This window comes from Brevundimonas subvibrioides ATCC 15264, from assembly GCF_000144605.1.
GTDB classification, from domain to species: Bacteria; Pseudomonadota; Alphaproteobacteria; order Caulobacterales; family Caulobacteraceae; genus Brevundimonas; species Brevundimonas subvibrioides.
Window position 1 is genome coordinate 2,781,737 of the sequence record NC_014375.1, and the last position, 17,818, is coordinate 2,799,554.

12 protein-coding genes are annotated in these 17,818 nt (G+C 69.5%); 1 reads left to right on the plus strand and 11 read right to left on the minus strand.

Features of this window, described 5'->3' with window-relative positions:
- Positions 1–126: 126 nt before the first annotated feature.
- A complete protein-coding gene (locus BRESU_RS13805; protein WP_013270175.1) occupies positions 127–1,020 on the minus strand; it encodes a 2-dehydropantoate 2-reductase in 894 nt (297 codons plus the stop codon).
- A gap of 122 nt (positions 1,021–1,142) precedes the next feature.
- Here BRESU_RS13805 and BRESU_RS16970 point away from each other — a divergent pair, with 122 nt between their 5' ends.
- The gene (locus BRESU_RS16970; protein WP_013270176.1) at positions 1,143–1,712 is read left to right on the plus strand and encodes a hypothetical protein; all 570 of its coding nucleotides are present in this window, start codon (positions 1,143–1,145) and stop codon (positions 1,710–1,712) included.
- A 12-nt stretch (positions 1,713–1,724) separates the two neighbouring features.
- Here the strand turns inward: BRESU_RS16970 and ppdK are convergent, their stop codons facing one another.
- From ppdK to murD, 10 genes are all read right to left on the minus strand, one after another.
- Positions 1,725–4,415: a pyruvate, phosphate dikinase gene (gene ppdK, locus BRESU_RS13815; RefSeq protein ID WP_013270177.1), complete on the minus strand. Its 2,691-nt coding sequence runs from the start codon at positions 4,413–4,415 to the stop codon at positions 1,725–1,727.
- A 159-nt stretch (positions 4,416–4,574) separates the two neighbouring features.
- Complete coding sequence (locus tag BRESU_RS13820; RefSeq protein ID WP_013270178.1) at positions 4,575–6,653, minus strand: catalase; 2,079 nt, start codon at positions 6,651–6,653, stop codon at positions 4,575–4,577.
- A 104-nt stretch (positions 6,654–6,757) separates the two neighbouring features.
- Positions 6,758–8,947, minus strand: coding sequence for a glycine--tRNA ligase subunit beta (gene glyS / locus BRESU_RS13825; protein WP_013270179.1), 2,190 nt, complete (start codon positions 8,945–8,947; stop codon positions 6,758–6,760).
- Positions 8,947–9,882 carry a glycine--tRNA ligase subunit alpha gene (locus BRESU_RS13830; RefSeq protein WP_013270180.1) on the minus strand — a complete coding sequence of 312 codons (936 nt, stop codon included), beginning with the start codon at positions 9,880–9,882 and terminating at the stop codon, positions 8,947–8,949. Before BRESU_RS13830 ends, glyS begins: the two co-directional genes overlap by 1 nt.
- A gap of 28 nt (positions 9,883–9,910) precedes the next feature.
- Complete coding sequence (locus BRESU_RS16975) at positions 9,911–10,894, minus strand: fasciclin domain-containing protein (RefSeq protein WP_013270181.1); 984 nt, start codon at positions 10,892–10,894, stop codon at positions 9,911–9,913.
- A gap of 206 nt (positions 10,895–11,100) precedes the next feature.
- Positions 11,101–11,985, minus strand: a complete 885-nt coding sequence (locus tag BRESU_RS13840; protein WP_013270182.1) for a 4-(cytidine 5'-diphospho)-2-C-methyl-D-erythritol kinase — start codon at positions 11,983–11,985, stop codon at positions 11,101–11,103.
- 1 nt (position 11,986) lies between these two features.
- Entirely contained in the window at positions 11,987–13,813 is a 1,827-nt protein-coding gene (locus BRESU_RS13845) for a tetratricopeptide repeat protein (protein WP_156796169.1), read from the minus strand.
- A 56-nt stretch (positions 13,814–13,869) separates the two neighbouring features.
- Entirely contained in the window at positions 13,870–14,970 is a 1,101-nt protein-coding gene (murG, locus tag BRESU_RS13850) for an undecaprenyldiphospho-muramoylpentapeptide beta-N-acetylglucosaminyltransferase (RefSeq protein ID WP_013270184.1), read from the minus strand.
- Positions 14,971–15,140: 170 nt separating this feature from the next.
- Positions 15,141–16,331, minus strand: coding sequence for an FtsW/RodA/SpoVE family cell cycle protein (locus tag BRESU_RS13855; RefSeq protein WP_013270185.1), 1,191 nt, complete (start codon positions 16,329–16,331; stop codon positions 15,141–15,143).
- Between the two features lie 6 nt (positions 16,332–16,337).
- Positions 16,338–17,816, minus strand: coding sequence for a UDP-N-acetylmuramoyl-L-alanine--D-glutamate ligase (murD, locus tag BRESU_RS13860; protein WP_013270186.1), 1,479 nt, complete (start codon positions 17,814–17,816; stop codon positions 16,338–16,340).
- Positions 17,817–17,818: the final 2 nt, after the last annotated feature.

Genomic DNA, 17,818 nt, shown 5'->3' on the forward strand with positions numbered 1-17,818 from the left:
GTCCCTGCCCCATCCAGCGAGTGCACAAGTAGGTAGTCCGGCGGGCCGTTCCATGGCCAAATCGTTACAGAACCGAAACTGTGGGAGACGAAGCACAGACGGCGTTATACTTGCCGCGCTGCTGCCTCATTTCATGACGGCCAGAATGTTTGCCGCCATGAGGTTCAGAGGTGTGGCAATTCCGTGGGTGGCGCCGAGCCGGGCGATGACACCGTTGCGGGCGTCCCATTCCATCGGCCGACCCGCCAGCCGGTCGGCCAGCAGCGAGTTGATCGAATCCGGCGGCGAGGTCTCCGCCCGCTCGACGACCCAGTCCGGCAGATGATCGCCGAGGTCGGCCCCGACGGCGCGGCCGACGCGGACGCATTCCTCGACCATGCCGCGCATCAGGTCGGCGATGCCCGCCTCGCGCACGACGCCGCCCGGCCGGCCGGTCAGGGCGTTGACGGCTCCGGCGCAGTTCAGGGCCAGCTTGGTCCAGGCCACGGTGGTGAAATCGTCAGTGGTCGAGGCCGCGATGGGGCTTTCGGCGAACAGGGTCACGAACGCGTCGCCCGCCGGGCCGGCCGGGACGACGACCGTGCCTTCCCGGCGGTGGTGGATCCGGCCCGGCGCGGTCCGCTCGGCGGGGATGTCGACGACCACGGGGACGATCCGCCCGGCCGCGACGAAAGGGACAAACCGCTCCACATGCTCGACCCCGTTCTGCAGCACCGCCACGCGGGTCTTGGGGCCGACCAGAGGGGCGAGCCAGGCGGAGGCCGCGGCGACGTCATAGGCCTTGGTGGCGACCAGGACCCAGTCGACGGGCGCGGTGATGTCCGACGGGGCCGTGATCACGCGCGGATGAGCCTCGATCCGGCGGCCGTCGGGAGCCTCGACCACGAGCCGGTCCAGCGGGGTGCGCGCGCACAGGGTGAGCGATGCGACCCGCGCGCTGCGCGACAGCCAGGCCGCGACCGTGCCGCCGATGGCGCCGGGGCCGACAACGGCGATGGAAAGCCCTGGGGGTGAGGTCATGGGGCGCACTTAGGGTCCGTGACGTCGGGCCGCAATGATCCGGGCGAGCCGCCGGTTGGTCGCGGAGCGGGCGGCGGTCTAAGCTCTGCCGTGCCGCAGGGGGCGGCCGGGGGAGAATCGCCATGAAGTTCCAGTTCGCCGTGTCCGTCGCCGTCGCTGTTCTGGCGCTGCAGGCCTGTAGCGCGCCCGCCGACCCGGTGGCTGCGGAAGCGCCGGTGCCCGCCGGGATGCCCGCAGAAGCGCCTGCGCCCGCACAGGTCCAGGCGGCGTCGATCGTCCTGGACGCCGTCGGTCTGACGGTGGACGGGGCGACGGTGGCCATCGGCGCCTCGAAGGTCGCGACCGTGGCCGCCGTGACCGCCGCGATCGGCGGCCCGCCGGCCGTCACCGACGCCTTCGAGGAATGCGGCGCGGGTCCGATGGACCACGTGTCCTGGGACAATGGCCTGCACCTGCTGTTCCAGCAGGACGCCTTCGCGGGCTGGCAGACCACGGCCCCCGACCTGTCGACAGCCGGGGGAATCCACGTGGGGTCGACCCTGGCCGCGCTGCAGGCCGCCTATCCGGGCGTCGCGATCGAGCAGGACACGATCGGCTGGTACTTCACCGCCGGCGGCATCGACGGCTATCTCGACGAGGCCAAGGCCGTCATCCAGCGCCTGAACGTCGGCGTCACCTGCGACGCGACCTGATCCCGGAGGGGTCTAGCGGTCCTTTTCGCGCGCCTCGCCGCCCCGGTGGACCAGCGCCGCCTGGGCGGCCGCAAGGCGGGCGATCGGCACGCGATAGGGACTGCAGCTGACGTAGGCCAGGCCCACCTCCTCGCAGAAGGCGATCGAGGCGGGATCGCCGCCGTGCTCGCCGCAGATGCCCATCTTGATGTCGGGACGGACCGCCCCGCCCCGCTCCGCGGCGATGCGGATCAGGTCGCCGACGCCTTCCTGGTCCAGACGGACGAAGGGATCGGTCTCGAAGATGCCCTTGTCCATATAGGCCTGCAGGAAGCGGCCGGAGTCGTCCCGGCTGATGCCGAACGTCGTCTGGGTCAGGTCGTTGGTGCCGAAGGAGAAGAACTCGGCGTATTCGGCCAGGTCCCCGGCGCGCAGGGCCGCGCGCGGCAGTTCGATCATGGTGCCGACCAGGTAGTCGACGGTGTCGCCGGCTTTGGCGAAGACATCCCTGGCCGTCCGGTCGGTCAGTTCGCGCAGGTATTTCATCTCCAGCCCCATGGCGACCAGGGGGTGCATGATCTCGGGGATGGGCGCCTCGGCGGCGGTCTTCTTCACCTCCAGCGCGGCTTCCAGGATCGCGCGGACCTGCATCTCGTAGATCTCGGGATAGGCGACACCCAGGCGGCAGCCGCGGTGGCCCAGCATGGGGTTGGTCTCGTGCAACTCGCGCGCCCGGCGCTTCAGCTTGGCCGCGTCGATGCCGCTCGTCGCCGCCAGGGCGTCGATGTCCTCGTCGGAGTGCGGGATGAACTCGTGCAGCGGCGGATCGAGCAGGCGCACCGTGACCGGCAGGCCGGCCATGATGGTGAACAGCTCGACGAAGTCCGACTTCTGGAACGGCTCGATCTTGGCCAGCGCCGTGCGGCGGCCCTTCTCGTCGTCGGCCAGAATCATCTCGCGCACGGCGGCGATCCGGGCCTCGTCGAAGAACATATGCTCGGTCCGGCACAGGCCGATGCCCTCGGCCCCGAAGCCGCGCGCGGTCTTGGCGTCCAGCGGCGTCTCCGCATTGGCGCGGACCTTCAGGCGGCGGACCTTGTCGGCCCAAGCCATCAGGGTCTGGAAGTCGCCGGTCAGCTCGGGCTCGATCATGGCCACGGACCCTTCGAGCACCTCGCCCTTCGAGCCGTCGATGGTGATGATCTCGCCCGCCTTGAAGGTGCGGCCGTTGGCGCTGAAGGTGCCCGCGTGCTCGTTGATCGACAGGGCGTTGATCCCGCACACGCAGGGGCGACCCATGCCGCGCGCGACCACGGCCGCGTGGCTGGTCATGCCGCCGCGGGCGGTGACGATGCCGCGCGCGGCGTGCATGCCGTGGATGTCCTCGGGGCTGGTTTCCTCGCGGACCAGGATGACGGCGTCGCCCAGCTGGCCGAGACGCTCGGCCTCGTTGGCGTCGAACACGATCTTGCCGGTGGCGGCTCCGGGCGAGGCCGGAAGGCCGGTGGCGACCACGGTGCGGGCGGCGTTCGGGTCCAGCGTCGGGTGCAGCAGCTGGTCCAGAGCCGACGGCTCGACCCGGCTGATGGCCTCCTCCTCGGAGATGACGCCTTCGGCGGCGAGATCGACGGCGATCTTCAGCGCCGACTTGGCGGTGCGCTTGCCGTTGCGGGTCTGCAGCATCCACAGACGGCCCTGTTCGACCGTGAACTCGATGTCCTGCATGTCGCGATAGTGGGTCTCCAGCTTGCCGACGACGTCGACGAACTGGCCGAACACGGCGGGCATGGCCTCTTCCATCGACGGCGCGGTCTCGCCCATCTCCTCGCGGCCGACCTTCGTCAGCGACTGGGGCGTGCGGATGCCGGCGACGACGTCCTCGCCCTGGGCGTTGATCAGGAACTCGCCGTACAGGCGGGCCTCGCCGGTCGAGGGGTTGCGCGTGAAGGCCACGCCGGTGGCCGAGGTCTCGCCCATATTGCCGAACACCATCGACTGGACGTTGACGGCCGTGCCCCAGCTCTCGGGGATGTCGTGCATGCGGCGATAGAATTTGGCCCGGTCGTTCATCCAGCTGGCGAAGACGGCCGAAACCGCGCCCCACAGCTGTTCATGCGGGTCCTGAGGGAAGGGCTGGCCCAGCTCGCGCTCCACCACCGTCTTGTATTGGGCGACGACCTTTTCCCAGTCCGAGGCCGACAGGTCGGTGTCGACGGTGACGCCCAGACGGTCCTTGTGGTCGTCCAGGACCTCCTCGAAGTCGTCGTGGGACAGGCCCAGCACCACGTTGGAGTACATGGTGATGAAGCGGCGGTAGCTGTCGAAGGCGAAGCGGCGGTCGCCCGACAGTTTCGCCAGACCTTCGACCGTCTCGTCGTTGAGGCCCAGGTTCAGGACCGTGTCCATCATGCCGGGCATCGAAGCGCGGGCCCCGGAGCGGACCGAGACCAGCAGGGGGTTGGCAGCGTCGCCGAAGGTTTTGCCGACGACCGATTCGACCTTGGCCAGACCGGCGGCGACCTGGTCACGCAGGCCGTCGGGATACGTGTGGCCGTTGGAATAATAGTGGACGCAGGCCTCGGTCGTGATGGTGAAGCCCGGGGGAACGGGCAGGCCCAGGGACGACATCTCCGCCAGGTTGGCACCCTTGCCGCCCAGCAGATTCTTCATGGACGCGTCGCCGTCGGCGGACCCGCCGCCGAATCCGTAGACCCACTGTGTCATCGGTATCCCCTGAGGTGGTGTCGTGATCGGCGGGTTGATCCCGCTCGCATGCCAACCTGACTACATTGCTGCGCGCGCGAAGGCGAGGCCGGGTTGTAACAAAGGGTGATGGCTTGTTTCGACCCCGGCGTCCCCGCATCAGGGACGCCGGGTCGATGGTCAGGCCAGCATGCGGACCTTGGGCTCGCGATCCCACTGGCGCATGGCGGCCGGGGCCAGCCAGCCGTCGGCACCGTTCGCCAGATCCACCACGCCGTCGTCCGGTTCGACATTGGCCTTGTCCAGCAAGGCCTGCGCCTCTGCCGTGTAGCCGATGGCCTTCAGGTGGCCGAAGGCGTGGGCGACGAAGTCGATCGCGGCCCCCTCCTTCGTCAGCTCGGCGCAACCGGCTTCCGACAGGACCAGGGCCACGGCGTCGAACACCACCGACGGCGTGCCGGCCAGCTGGCCGTCGGCCTTCAGCTTCTTGCCGCCCTTGAGGGTGACCCCGCCGATCTTCGGAGCGACGATCTTGACCGTCGCGCCCGCGTCCTCGGCCGCGGCCTTGACCGCGTCGACGATCGCGCCGTCGGCCCCGTCGCTGACCAGGATGCCGACCGCGCGCCCCTTCAGCGTGTCGGGGTACTTGCCGACCGTGCGCAGGGCGGGCGAGGCGTCCATGTCATAAGGCTCGCTGGCGGCCGGATTGGCGGCGGGCAGCTTGATGTTCAGGCCGTCGGCGACGCGCTGGGCCAGACCGGCATCGACGTTCTGGAGATTGCCCAGAACGCGGTCGCGGACGTGGTCCATCGTCACCTTGGACAGTTCGAACACCAGGGCGCTGGCCAGGTGGGCCTGTTCCGGTTCGGTCTGGCTGAGGAAGAACAGCCGCGCCTGCGAATAGTGATCGGCGAAGGTCTCGGCCCGGATCCGGACCTTGGTGCCCTCGACGGGTTGTTCGAACGAGCGGAAGCCGCCCTTGGGGTCCTCGCGCGGACCGCCGTCCTCGCCGGCCTGGGACAGGCTGTTGGGCTCATAGTTGGCGCGGCCCTTGGGCACCTGCATCTGCATCTGGCCGTCGCGCTGCATGTTCTGGAACGGGCAGCCCCTGGCCTGGTTGATCGGCAGCTGGTGGAAGTTGACCGTGCCCAGGCGCGACAGCTGGGTGTCCTGGTAGGAGAACAGCCGGCCCTGCAGCAGGGGGTCTTCCGAGAAGTCGATGCCGGGCGGGATGTTGGTCGGCAGGAAGGCGACCTGTTCGGTCTCGGCGAAGAAATTGTCCGGGTTCCGGTTCAACGTCATCTTGCCGATGACCCGCAGCGGATGCAGCTCCTCGGGGATCAGCTTGGTCGAATCCAGCACGTCGAAAGGCAGGGAGTCGGCCTGTTCCTGCGTCAGCAGCTGGACCGCCAGATCCCACTCCGGGAAGTCGCCCGCGTCGATGGCCTCGAACAGGTCGCGGCGGTGGAAATCCGGATCGGCGCCCGCGATTTTGACCGCCTCGTCCCAGCAGGTCGACTGGGTGCCCAGACGCGGCCGCCAGTGGAACTTGACCAGGGTCGCCTCGCCCGCCGCATTGACCAGCCGGAAGGTGTGGACGCCGAAGCCCTCGATCATGCGCAGGGAGCGCGGAATGGTGCGGTCCGACATGGCCCACATGATCATGTGGGTGCTCTCGGGCATCAGGCCGATGAAGTCCCAGAAGGTATCATGGGCCGATGCCGCCTGCGGATAGCCGCGGTCGGCCTCCATCTTCACGGCGTGGATCAGGTCCGGGAACTTGATCGCGTCCTGGATGAAGAAGACCGGGATGTTGTTGCCGACCAGGTCCCAGTTGCCCTCGGTGGTGTACATCTTGACCGCGAAGCCGCGCACGTCGCGGGGCGTGTCGACCGAGCCCGCGCCGCCGGCAACGGTTGAGAAGCGGGTGAACAGCTCGGTCTGCTTGCCGACCTCGGTCAGGATCTTGGCCGTGGTGTAGTCGGCGAGGCTCTCGGTCAGTTCGAACACACCGTGGGCGGCCGAGCCACGGGCGTGGACGATCCGCTCGGGGATCCGTTCATGGTCGAAATGCTGGATTTTCTCGCGCAGGACGAAGTCTTCCAGCAGGTGCGGGCCGCGCGGCCCGGCCGACAGGGTGTTCTGGTTGTCGCTGACGGGGACGCCGTGGTTGGTGGTCAGCCGGGTTTCCGGCGTCGAGGCGGTCTGATGGGTCTCCCCGGCATTGCCGGGGGTCGTGGAGATCTTGGTATTGGGCATGGGAGCGTCCTGACGGGTGAGGTGCCGTCGGAACGCGCGGATATCCCCCCGGTCTCAGCTTGGCCGTTCAAATGCCCGCTGTGTCTGGTGGAGGACTTAGGCCCCTACCCCGCCACCTGCCCGAAGTCGGCGACGCGGCCCATCACATCCCGCACCTGTCCCAGCAGCTTCAGGCGGTTGTCGCGCTCGGCGGGGACGTCGGAGTTGACCATCACGTCGGTGAAGAAGGCGTCGACGGGCGCGCGCAGGCGCGACAGGGCCGTCATGGCGGCGGCGAAGTCCTCGGTCTCCAGCGCGGTGTCGACGGCGGTGCGGGCGACGTCGGTGGCGAAGGCCAGCGTCGTCTCCGCCTCGGGTTGGTTGGCCAGGCCGGTGGCGACCATGCCGGTCGGCACCTCGCCCTTCTTGGCCTCGGCCTTCAGGATGTTGGAGGCGCGCTTGTAGCCGGCCAGCAGATTGGCCCCGTCGTCGGTGGCGAGGAAGGCGTCGAGCGCCTCCACCCGGCGCACGATGCGCACGAGGTCGTCGTCGCCCAGGGCGAAGACGGCGTCGACGAGGTCGTGGCGCTTGCCCTGATCGCGCAGGAGGACCTTCAGGCGGTCGGCGAAGAAGGCGAGGAGCGCGTCAACGTTTGCGACATCATCCTCAACGGTGTGACCGACGGGGTCGCGGCCTTGAACGTCAGCTGCGCGCAATTGTACAAGTTCAGCCGTTTGCGCGGTTGTGAGTTCGCCGTCTTCTTCGGCAATCTCGAGATCAGCAAGACGCGCGATCGGCCGACCCCAAGCCTTCGTCGAGAGTTCGGCAAACGCCGATCCGAAGACAGGCATAAGAGCGACGCGCTGACCGTTGTCGAGGATCAACCGGATCACCCCAAGCGCTGCTCGCCTAAGTGCGAACGGGTCCTTCGACCCGGTGGGCTTTTCATCGATGGCGAAGAAGCCGACGAGGGTGTCGAGCTTGTCAGCCAGGGCGACGGCGACCGTCAGGGGCGCGGTCGGGACCGAGTCGGCCGGGCCCTGAGGCTTGTAGTGATCGCGGACGGCGTCGGCGATGGCGTCGCCGTGGTCGGCGCGGGCGTAGTAGCCGCCCATGATCCCCTGCAGTTCCGGGAACTCCCCGACCATGGCGGAGGCCAGATCGGCCTTCGACAGACGGGCGGCGGTTTCGGCCTGATCCGGGTCGGCCCCGACCAGCGGGGCGATCTCGCGGGCGAGGGCGGCGATGCGGTCGACGCGTCCGGCCAGGGTGCCCAGTTTGGCGTGGAAGGTGACGCCCTTCAGCTTCTCGTTCCAGGCGTCGAAGCCGGTCTTCCTGTCCTCGTCCCAGAAGAAGCGGGCGTCGTTCAGGCGGGCGGACAGGACTCTGGAGTTGCCGGCGGCCAGGGCCACGCCGCCGTCGGAAGCCTCGACATTGGCGACGACGATGAAGTTGGGTGCCAGTTTGCCCGTGGCGGGGTCGCGGACGGCGAAATACTTCTGGTGGACCTTCATCGACAGGCGGACCACCTCGGGCGGCAGGGCGAGGAACTGGGGGTCCATGTCGCCCAGGATCGGCGTCGGCCATTCGGCGAGGCCGGCGACCTCGTCCAGCAGGCCGTCGTCGTCGACCAGCTCCAGCCCCCGCGCGTGGCAGGCGGCGCGGGCGGCCTCGAGGATCTTCAGCTTGCGATCGGCGGCGTCCAGCAGGACGAAGTGCTGGTCCAGCTTGGCGCGATAGTCGGCGAAGTCCTTCACCGCGAACGGTTGGCCCGCCCCCATGAAGCGGTGGCCCTCGGTCACGTCGCCGCTCTGGATGCCGTCGATCGCGAACGGCACGACGGCCTCGTCGAACAGGGCGACGATCCGCTTCAGCGGGCGTACCCAGCGCAGGGTGCCGGAGCCCCAGCGCATCGACTTGGGCCAGGGGAAGGCGCGGACGATCTGATCGAGGGTCTCGGCGATCACGGTGGTCGTCGGACGACCCGCCTCCTCGATCACGGCGAACAGGACGCCGTCGCGCTCCGTCAGCTGGTCCCGCGTCAGGCCGGTCTTGCGCAGGAAGCCCTCCAGCGCCTGTTCCGGCGCATTGGCGCGGGGACCCTTCAGCTCTTCCGAGCGATCCGGCGTGGCGGCGGGCAGGCCGTCGATCACCAGCGTCAGCCGACGCGGGCCGGCCCAGGTGGTCAGGGCGTCCCAGCTCAGGCCGGCGGCCTTCAGCCGTTCGGTCGCCATGCGTTCGAGGTCGCGCGCGGCCCCGCCCTGCATGCGGGCGGGAATCTCTTCGGAGAACAGTTCGATCAGGAGCTGGGGCATCAGGCGGTTTTCCGCTCTTGTTCGACATAGGCGAGGGCGCAGGCTTTGCAGAGATCGCGGATGCGGCCGATGTAGCTCTGACGTTCGGCCACCGCGATGGCCCCGCGGGCGTCCATCAGGTTGAACAGGTGCGAGGCCTTCAAGACCTGGTCATAGGCCGGCAGGACCAGCGGCTGGCCCTGCGGTCCGGTCATGGCCAGCAGGCGCGACGACTCGGCCTCCATGTCCTCGAACCGGCGCTTCAGGCCCTCGACGTCATAGCCGTGGAAATTGGCTTCCGACTGCTGGCGCTCGTTCTCGAGGAAGACCTCGCCATAGGTCGTGCCGTCCTTCGTGAACTTGAGGTCGTAAACGTTGTCGACGCCCTGGACATACATGGCCAGACGCTCCAGCCCGTAGGTCAGCTCGCCCGAGACGACGTCGACCTCGAGACCGCCGACGCCCTGGAAATAGGTGAACTGGGTCACCTCCATGCCGTCGCACCAGACCTCCCAGCCCAGGCCCCAGGCCCCGACGGTGGGGTTCTCCCAGTCGTCCTCGACGAAGCGGATGTCGTGCAGGGCCGGGTCGATGCCGATGGCCCGCAGCGAGCCCAGATAGAGCTCCTGCAGGTTGTCCGGGTTCGGCTTCAGGATGACCTGGAACTGGTAGTAGTGCTGGAGGCGGTTGGGGTTCTCGCCATAGCGGCCGTCGCCGGGGCGGCGGCTGGGCTGGACGTAGGCGGCCTTCCACGGCTTGGGGCCCAGCGCGCGCAGCACCGTCGCCGGATGCAGAGTCCCCGCCCCCACCTCGATGTCATAGGGCTGCAGGATCGCGCAGCCCTGATCGCCCCAGTAGCGCTGGAGCGTGAGGATTAGATCCTGGAAGGCGAGCGGTTCGGTCACGGCACGTCTTTGGGCAAAGAGAAAGGCGGCGGACCCTAGGGCCCGCCGCATTCCAACTCAACTCACTGCTTGGGTGAGATTACGACTGCGGCTTAGGAGCCATGTCGTCGGTCTGGCCGTCGGTCGAGTTCGGGACCGGGGGCGAGGCCGTGGTGGTCGTGCTCTCGGCCGGCTGGCCGTTCGGAGCGCGCACGGCCTCCGGCGTCGGACTGGCGCTGGTGGTCGTGGCCGGCGGCGTCGTGGTCGTGTTGGTCGAACCCGCCGGAGCCATGGTGCTGTCGGCCGGCGGCGGCGAGGTCTCGCCGTCCGTGGTGGCCGAGTCGTTGTCCATGTCGTCGCCGGTCATGGATTCGTCGGTCGGCGGTGCGACGGCGTCCGTCGCCTCGTCGGCGGGCGGAGCGGCCGTGGTGGCGTCCTCGGCGGGAGCCGCGGTCTCCTCTTCCGCGTCACCGGCGGCGACCTGGCTGGCACCGGGGTTCAGGACGCGGTCGATGGCGAAGATCGCGCCGTTGGAGGCGTCGATGTCAGCCGTCGTGACGGTGGCCTCGTCGACCTTGATGGCCGAACCGGTGCCGTCCAGCTGGACCTGGGTGCGGGCCGCGGTCTCGACGCCACCCTTGGTGCCCTCGATCTGGCTTGAGTTCACGTCGGCAACGACCACGTGATACAGCAGCAGCTGGCGCAGCTCATTGACGTTGGCCGGATCCATCAGGCGCGTGCGCTCCGCCTCGGGCAAGGCCGCGAAGGCGGCGTCGGTCGGGGCGAAGATCGAGATGGCCGGCTGCGACGTCAGGGTCTCGGTCAGCTGGGCCGCATCGATGGCCGCCAGCAGTGTCGTGAACTGGCCGTTCGACTTCAGAACGTCGACGATGGTGTTGCCGGCTGCGGGCGTGGCGGCCTGCGGCGGGGTCACGGCCTCATTCGGCACCGGCGTCGGCGCGGCCGACTGGGCAGGCGGCGTGGCGGGCGTCTGGGCCGGAGCCATGGCGTCCTGGGCGAAAGCGGAGCCGGCACCGAACAGAGCGATGGCGGCGGTGGCGGTCAGAAGGCGAGTGCGAAGCATGTCAGTTTCCTTTTCAATGCTGCACGGACCAGCGGGGAGGAGTTGATCGCGGCCCGTAACTGAGTGTTACGAGGCATAAGAAGCCTCAACCTCGGGTACAGGTTCCATGTCGGATCACGCTGATTTGAAACAAGGCGAAGCTTCTGGTCATCTTGTGGCCATTGACAGGCCGCGGTCGAGATGACGCCGTTACATAGCCTTATTGCCTAGCTGACGACCGTGTTGCCGCCCAGAAGCGTCGCCACGGCCCAACTTGAGCCGTTATTACTGTGAAGGTTCACAGCGGCGGATGCGGCCTGTCCGGCGGTGTCGAACAGGCCAAACACCGTCGCCCCGGATCCCGACATCCGGACGAAGCGCACGTCCGGCTGGCGGGTCATGGCCTCCAGCGCGGCCGCGATGGCCGGTTCGAGGCGGACGGCGGGGGGTTCCAGATCGTTTCGCGTGGCGCCGAGCCAAGGGATGACCCCGTCCAGGGTCCAGTCCGGCGGCGGTGCCGGACGCAGTGCATTACCCGAGGGATCGGCGTCGTAGGCGCGATAGACCGCGCCTGTCGGCGACGGACGACCGGGGTTGTAGAGAACGGCGTGAAGGGACGGCAGGTCCGGGGCTTCGACCAGGACCTCGCCCAACCCTTCCGCCCAGGCGGAGCGGGCGCGCAGGCACATGGGACCGTCGGCGCCGACGATACGGGACAGATCCTCGAGCGCATCCTCCGACAGGCCGAACCCCAGAGCCTCATCGGCGAGCCGCAGCGCCGCGCCGGCGTCGGACGATCCGCCCCCCAGCCCGGCCGCGATCGGCAGGCGCTTGTCCAGGGTCACGTGCAGGGGGAGATCCGACAGGCCCCGGTCGGCGGCCAGGGCCCGCAAGGCCTTCAGGATCAGGTTGTCCCCCTGCCCGTCCAGCGCGCCGGCGAACGGGCCCGTGACCGTCAGCGACAAGCGGTCGGCGGGCTCGACCGTGACGAGGTCGCCGACATCGGCGAAGGCGACCAGGCTGGACAGGGGGTGATAGCCGTCCGGCCGCACCGCCCCGACGTGCAGGAACAGGTTGACCTTGGCCGGGGCCAGTCGGGACAGCGTGGCCAGATCAGCCCCCGGTCGACGGGGGCACGTCGGTCAGGCCCTGTTCCAGCTTCTTCTCGACCTCGGCGCGACGTTCGGCGTCGGGATCCAGCGTCAGAACGCGGTTCCACTGGAAGCCCGCCTCGCGCCGGCGGCCGACCTGCCAGTAGGCGTCGCCGAGGTGGTCGTTGATCTCGGCGTTGGCCGGCTCCTTGGCCACGGCCTGTTCCAGGGTATCGACGGCGATGTCGTACTGACCCTGGCGGTACTGGGCCCAGCCGAGGCTGTCCTGGATGTTGCCGTCCTCGGGATCGGCGGCATGGGCGCGCTGGATCATGGCGGCCCCTTCGGCGACGCGCGTGCCCTTATCGACCCAGAGGTAGCCGAGGTAGTTCAGGAACGACGGCTCATTCGGCTCGGCCTGAAGCGCGGCCCAGAGCTCGCCCTCCGCCTCGGGCACGCGATCGAGCGATTCATAGGCGACGCCGCGCATGAACCGGACGTTGGCGGACTGGTCGGCGGTGTTCAGCAGCGGGCCGTTCAGGACGTCGAGCGCCGGTTCCCAGCGTTCCAGCTTCATCAGCTGGCTGGCGATCAGACCGGCGATGCGCGGATCGGTCGGGGTCGCCGCCTCGGCCTGACGGTAGGCCGCGAGCGCCTCCTCGGGCTTGTCGGCCTTGTCCAGGGTCAGCCCGAGCGCCACGCGGGACGCGGCATAGACCGACGGATCCTCGTCGGACACCTGTTCCAGCGTGGCCTGGGCCGGACCTTCCAGATTGGCCTGGGACAGCGTCGAGCCCAGGCGATAGAGCGAGGCCGGGTCGCGATCGAGGTTCAGCGACAGGCGCAGATAGACGACGGCGAACTCATTGGCCCCCTCGGCCGAGGCCTGCTGGGCGGCGATGGTCAGGGCCTCGGCCGCCCCCTCGCGGAAACTCGGCAGTTCAGGCGCGCGCCCCCCGGCGGCGACGCGGGCGCGGGCGGCGGTCAGGGCGAGATCGCCAGCCCCGGCGGCCAGCCCGGCGTCATAGACGGCCAGGGCCTCGTCCCGACGGCCCCGCCGCTCCAGGAAGTTGCCGTAGGCGACGCGGAACAGCGGTCCGGTGCGGGCGTCCTCGGCCAGCGTCTTCAGGGCGGCGTCGGCCTCGTCGTAGCGACGGCGATGCTCCAGCAGGCGCGCACGGTCGTAGCGACCGAGCACGACCGTCAGGGGATCGGCGGTCGGATTGGGCTCGGCCAGGGCGGTATCCCAGTCGCCCGCGGCGGCGGCGACCCAGGGCGCGATCAGGGTGCCGGCCCGGGCGTGAGGGGCACCGATGGGACGGGCCGCCAGCGCCGCATTGGCCGCCCGGGCGTCCCCGGCGACCAGATTCTGGATCACCGATACGAGGGCACCGGCCTCGGAAATGACGGGCGAGACGCCTTCGTCCGTAGGCGAGATGCGGGCGGCGAGGTTCAGGTCCCCGGCCAGGAGGGCGGAGGTGAAGGCCTGTTCGCGCACGATCGGCTGCTCGGGCGTCAGGCTCTCGACCCGGGCCAGCAGGTCGGCCCCTTCGGCGGACTCACCGGCGCTCAGGGCCGACCGGCCCGACAGATAGAGGCCGTAGGCGCTGCGGCCCTGGCCGTCGCGCGGGGCGGGCGACCAGACGCGGGGGATGGCCTCGATGGTGGGGGCGGACGCGGGCGCCGCGCCGGCTCCGTCCACGATCAGGGGCGGTGACAGGGCCTCGGGGTCGACGACGATGTTCGGACGCGGGGGCAACCGCTCGGGCGTCGTCGGTACGTCCTGGGCGGCCGCGGGATGCGCCGCGGCAAGGGCGAGGAGAGAGGCCGGGACGAGGAGGATACGCATGGGGATGAACGTCGCGGCTTTGGGGGCGGTCCGCAAGGGGCAAGAGGCAGCAGGGGTCAGCCGGCCGTCGCCTCTGCGAGGTCGGCGAGCCTTTGGGCCGCGTCGGGGATGGCCACCGAGCGGGCTGCGGCGCTCATGGACGCCAGCCGACCCGGGTCGGCGAGAACGCCGGTGACGGCGGCGGTGAGGGCGTCGACCGTCACGTCGTCCTCGAGGATGACCTCGGCGGCGCGGACATCCGTGAGCAGTCTGGCATTCAGGCGCTGGTGGTCGTCGGTGGCGATCTTCAGCGGGATCAGGATGGACGGCATGGCGGCGACGGCCAGCTCGGCGCAGGTCGAGGCCCCGGCGCGGCCGATGACCAGATGGGCGCGCGACAGACGGCCGGCCATGTCGCGGAAGAAGGGCGCGACCTCGGCCTCGATCCCGGCCTCGAGGTAGATCTGCCGCGCGGCTTCCAGCGTCTCCGGGCGCGACTGCTGCTGGACCTTCAGGCGGCGGCGGAGCGCGTCCGGCAGGGCGGCCAGCGCGCGGGGGGTGGTCTCCGACAGGATGCGGGCCCCCTGCGAGCCACCGGTGACGAGGACGTTGATCGGGCCGTCGCCGGGGCTCGTCCAGGCGCGGTCGTAGAGGGCCCGGATGTCGGCGCGGACCGGAGCACCCACGACCCGGGCGCGGGCCTTCACGGACGGGCTGGCGCGTTCCAGCGTCGGGAAGGACGAGGCCACGGCGCGGACATGGGGGGCCAGGATGCGGTTGGTGCGGCCCAGGACGGCGTTCTGTTCGTGAATCAGGGTCGGCCGCTTCTGCAGGATGGCGGCCACCAGGGCCGGGGCAGACGGATAGCCGCCGAAACCCACGACGACGTCGGCCTTCAGACGGGTGAAGGCCGAGCGCGCCTGCTGGACGCCGCGCACGATGGCGATGCCCGCCCTGGCCAGGGCGACGGGGCCCGATCCGGTCGCGGCGTCGAGCGCCAGCCGTTCCTCGGCCGGGAAGGCCTGGGCATACTGCTCGCCCCGGTGATCGGTCGCGAGGACGACGCGCCAGCCGCGCTCCGCCATCTCGCGAGCCAGGGCCTCGGCGGGGAACATGTGACCGCCGGTGCCGCCGGCGGCGACGACGCAGATGCGGCTTCGAGAGTTGGGCGCAACCATTTCAGTGCCTTACGTCGATTTTCGCGCGGAGGCGGCGAGAACAAGCGGATACCAGCTGGACTCGATCAGACGAGTCCAGCTTGTCCAATGAGTCCAGCTCGCTCCTTTAGGGATGTGGTCGGCGCGAGCAACACCCTAGGCCTTCGCTACGCCATTTCCGGTCGCAGGGGTCACGGCATCAGCATTCGACGCGGACGGGTCAGGCTGGCCCCGGGCTCATAGGCCCCGGGACGACGCCGCGTCAGGGCCAGGGCGAAGCCCATGGTCACGCCCATGGCCAGCATCGACGAGCCGCCATAGCTGATGAAGGGCAACGTCATCCCCTTGGTCGGGATCAGGTTCAGGTTCACCGCCACATTGATCGAGGCCTGCAGGCCGATCAGCATGAAAAGGCCCGCCGCCGCCGTCTGTTCGAAGGGGTCGTTCAGCTTCATGGCCCGGCGCATCCCGCGGATGACGATGAAGGCATACAGGGCGATCATCGCCAGGCTGAGGACGAGCCCGAACTCCTCGGCCCCCACGGAATAGATGAAGTCGGTGTGCAGGTCGGGGACGGAGCGTTTCATCACGCCTTCGCCGATGCCCCGCCCGACCAGACCACCGGCGCGGATGGCCTCCGAGGCGCGATCGATCTGGTGGGTGTCCTCGATGCCGGGGGCGACGAATTTGGCGACGCGCGACTGGACGTGGGGGAAGAGCAGATAGATGGCGGTCATGCCCGCCGCGAAGGCGCCCATCAGCACCGCGACCCAGCGCAGCGGCACGCCCGCCATGAAGAAGACGGCCATGAAGGTGGTGGTGATCAGCAGCGTCTGGCCGATGTCGGGCTGGATCAGCAGCAGGGCCACGGTGACCGCGTAGAACCCGAAGGCGATGGACACGCCAGGTACGCCCTGGCCCTTCTTGCCCTCCGCGAACATCCAGGCGGCGAAGACGATCAGGCTGGGCTTGGCGAACTCCGACGGCTGCAGGCTGAACGGGCCCAGGTTCACCCAGCGGGCGGCCCCTTTCACCGTGTCGCCGATGAAGGGCAGCATGGCCATGACGACGATCGCCCCTAGAAGGGCCAGCACCGCGATCCGGCGCACGCCCCGGGGACTGAGCAGCGACAGCGTCAGCATGCCGGCGATCCCGCCGGTCGAGAAGACGATCATCCGCCAGGAATAGTGGAAGGGATCGGTGATGGACTCATCGGCCAGGATGGCGGCGGGCGAGGACGCGAAGCTGAGTGCCACGCCGAGGCCGATCAGGATCAGGGCCGCGCCCAGCAGCGCCCGGTCGACCGTCCAGAACCACTGGGCGATCGGGCTGGGGTCATTCCGTGAAAACGGATGGCTGTAGGGGGCGGTCGCGTCGGTCATGGTTTCTCAACCATGAACCGAAGGGGTAGCCCCGAGGTTAAGAACGGCGGCCCGAAACGCCTCTCCCCTCACCTCGAAATCGGGAAACTGGTCGAAGCTGGCGCAGGCCGGGCTGAGGAGGACGACCGCATCACCGCCGGCGGCCCGGGCATCGGCGGCGGCCAGGGCGACGGCGGTGGCCATGTCGCCGGCGACGACGTGGGGGGTATCACCGAGGGTCGCGGCGAAGTCGGCGGCGGCCTCGCCGATCAGATAGGCCTTCGCCACACGCGGGAAGAGGTCGCGCAGGTCCTCGATCCCGCCGTCCTTGGCCCGTCCCCCGGCGATCCAGAAGCTGGTCGGATAGGACATCAGGGCCTGACGCGCGGCGTCGGCATTGGTGGCCTTGGAGTCGTTGACGAAGCGGACGGGGCCGAGATGGCCGACCGTCTCCATGCGATGGGCCAGACCGGGGAAGGTCATCAGGCCGTCGACGGCCGCCTCGGTCGAGACGCCGAGCGCGCGGGCGGCCGCGTAGGCGAAGGCGGCGTTCTGGGCGTTGTGGCGGCCGGGGAGCGAGCGTGCCGGGGCGAGGTCGGCAATAGCGACGCCGTCAGCGACGAGCTTGCCGCCGGTCGCGTCCACGATGATGAAGCGACCGGCGTCAAAGGCGGGCTTCTGGTCCGGAAGCCGGGTCGCCAGTTCTGCCACGGGCACGCCGCCGGCGGGATCGACGAACTGCGGCGGCGTCCGGGTCGTGATGGTGCTGAGCCGCAGGCCCCGGTCGTTCAGGGCGTTGACGGTCTTCCAGCCCCAGTCGTCGTCGACGCCGATCAGGGCGACCTTTTCGGGCGACATGACCTGGAACAGCCGGGCCTTGGCCGCGACATAGCCCTCCATCCCGCCGTGGCGGTCGAGATGGTCGGGGCTGATGTTGGTCAGGATGGCGACGTCGGGCGCGAAAGAGGTGGTCAGGTCCAGCTGGTAGCTGGAGACCTCAACGACATAGACGGCGTCGGGCGTAGGGGCCGAGAGGGCCAGCACGCCGATGCCGATGTTGCCGCCGATGTGGACGGTCAGGCCGGCCTGTTTCAGCACCCAGCCGATCAGGGCGGTGGTGGTCGACTTGCCGTTGGTGCCGGTGATGGCGACGACCTTGGGGCGAGCATCGGCGGGGATGGCGGCCAGCGCGCGGGCGAACAGCTCGATGTCGCCGATGACAGGCACGTCGGCGGCGCGAGCCTTGTCGACCGTCCAGTGGGGCTTCGGATGCGTCAGGGGCGCGCCGGGGGACAGGACCAGGGCGGCGAACCCGGACCAGTCGGCGGTGGTCAGGTCCTCGACCGTGAATCCTTCCGCCTCGGCCCGCATCCGGCCGGAGACGCCGTCGTCCCACAGGATCGGGACGGCCCCGCCGGCTTTCAGCGCGCGCGCGGCCGTGATGCCCGACCGGCCCAGGCCGAAGACGGCGACGCGGCGGCCGTCGAAGCCGGGAACGGGGATCATCG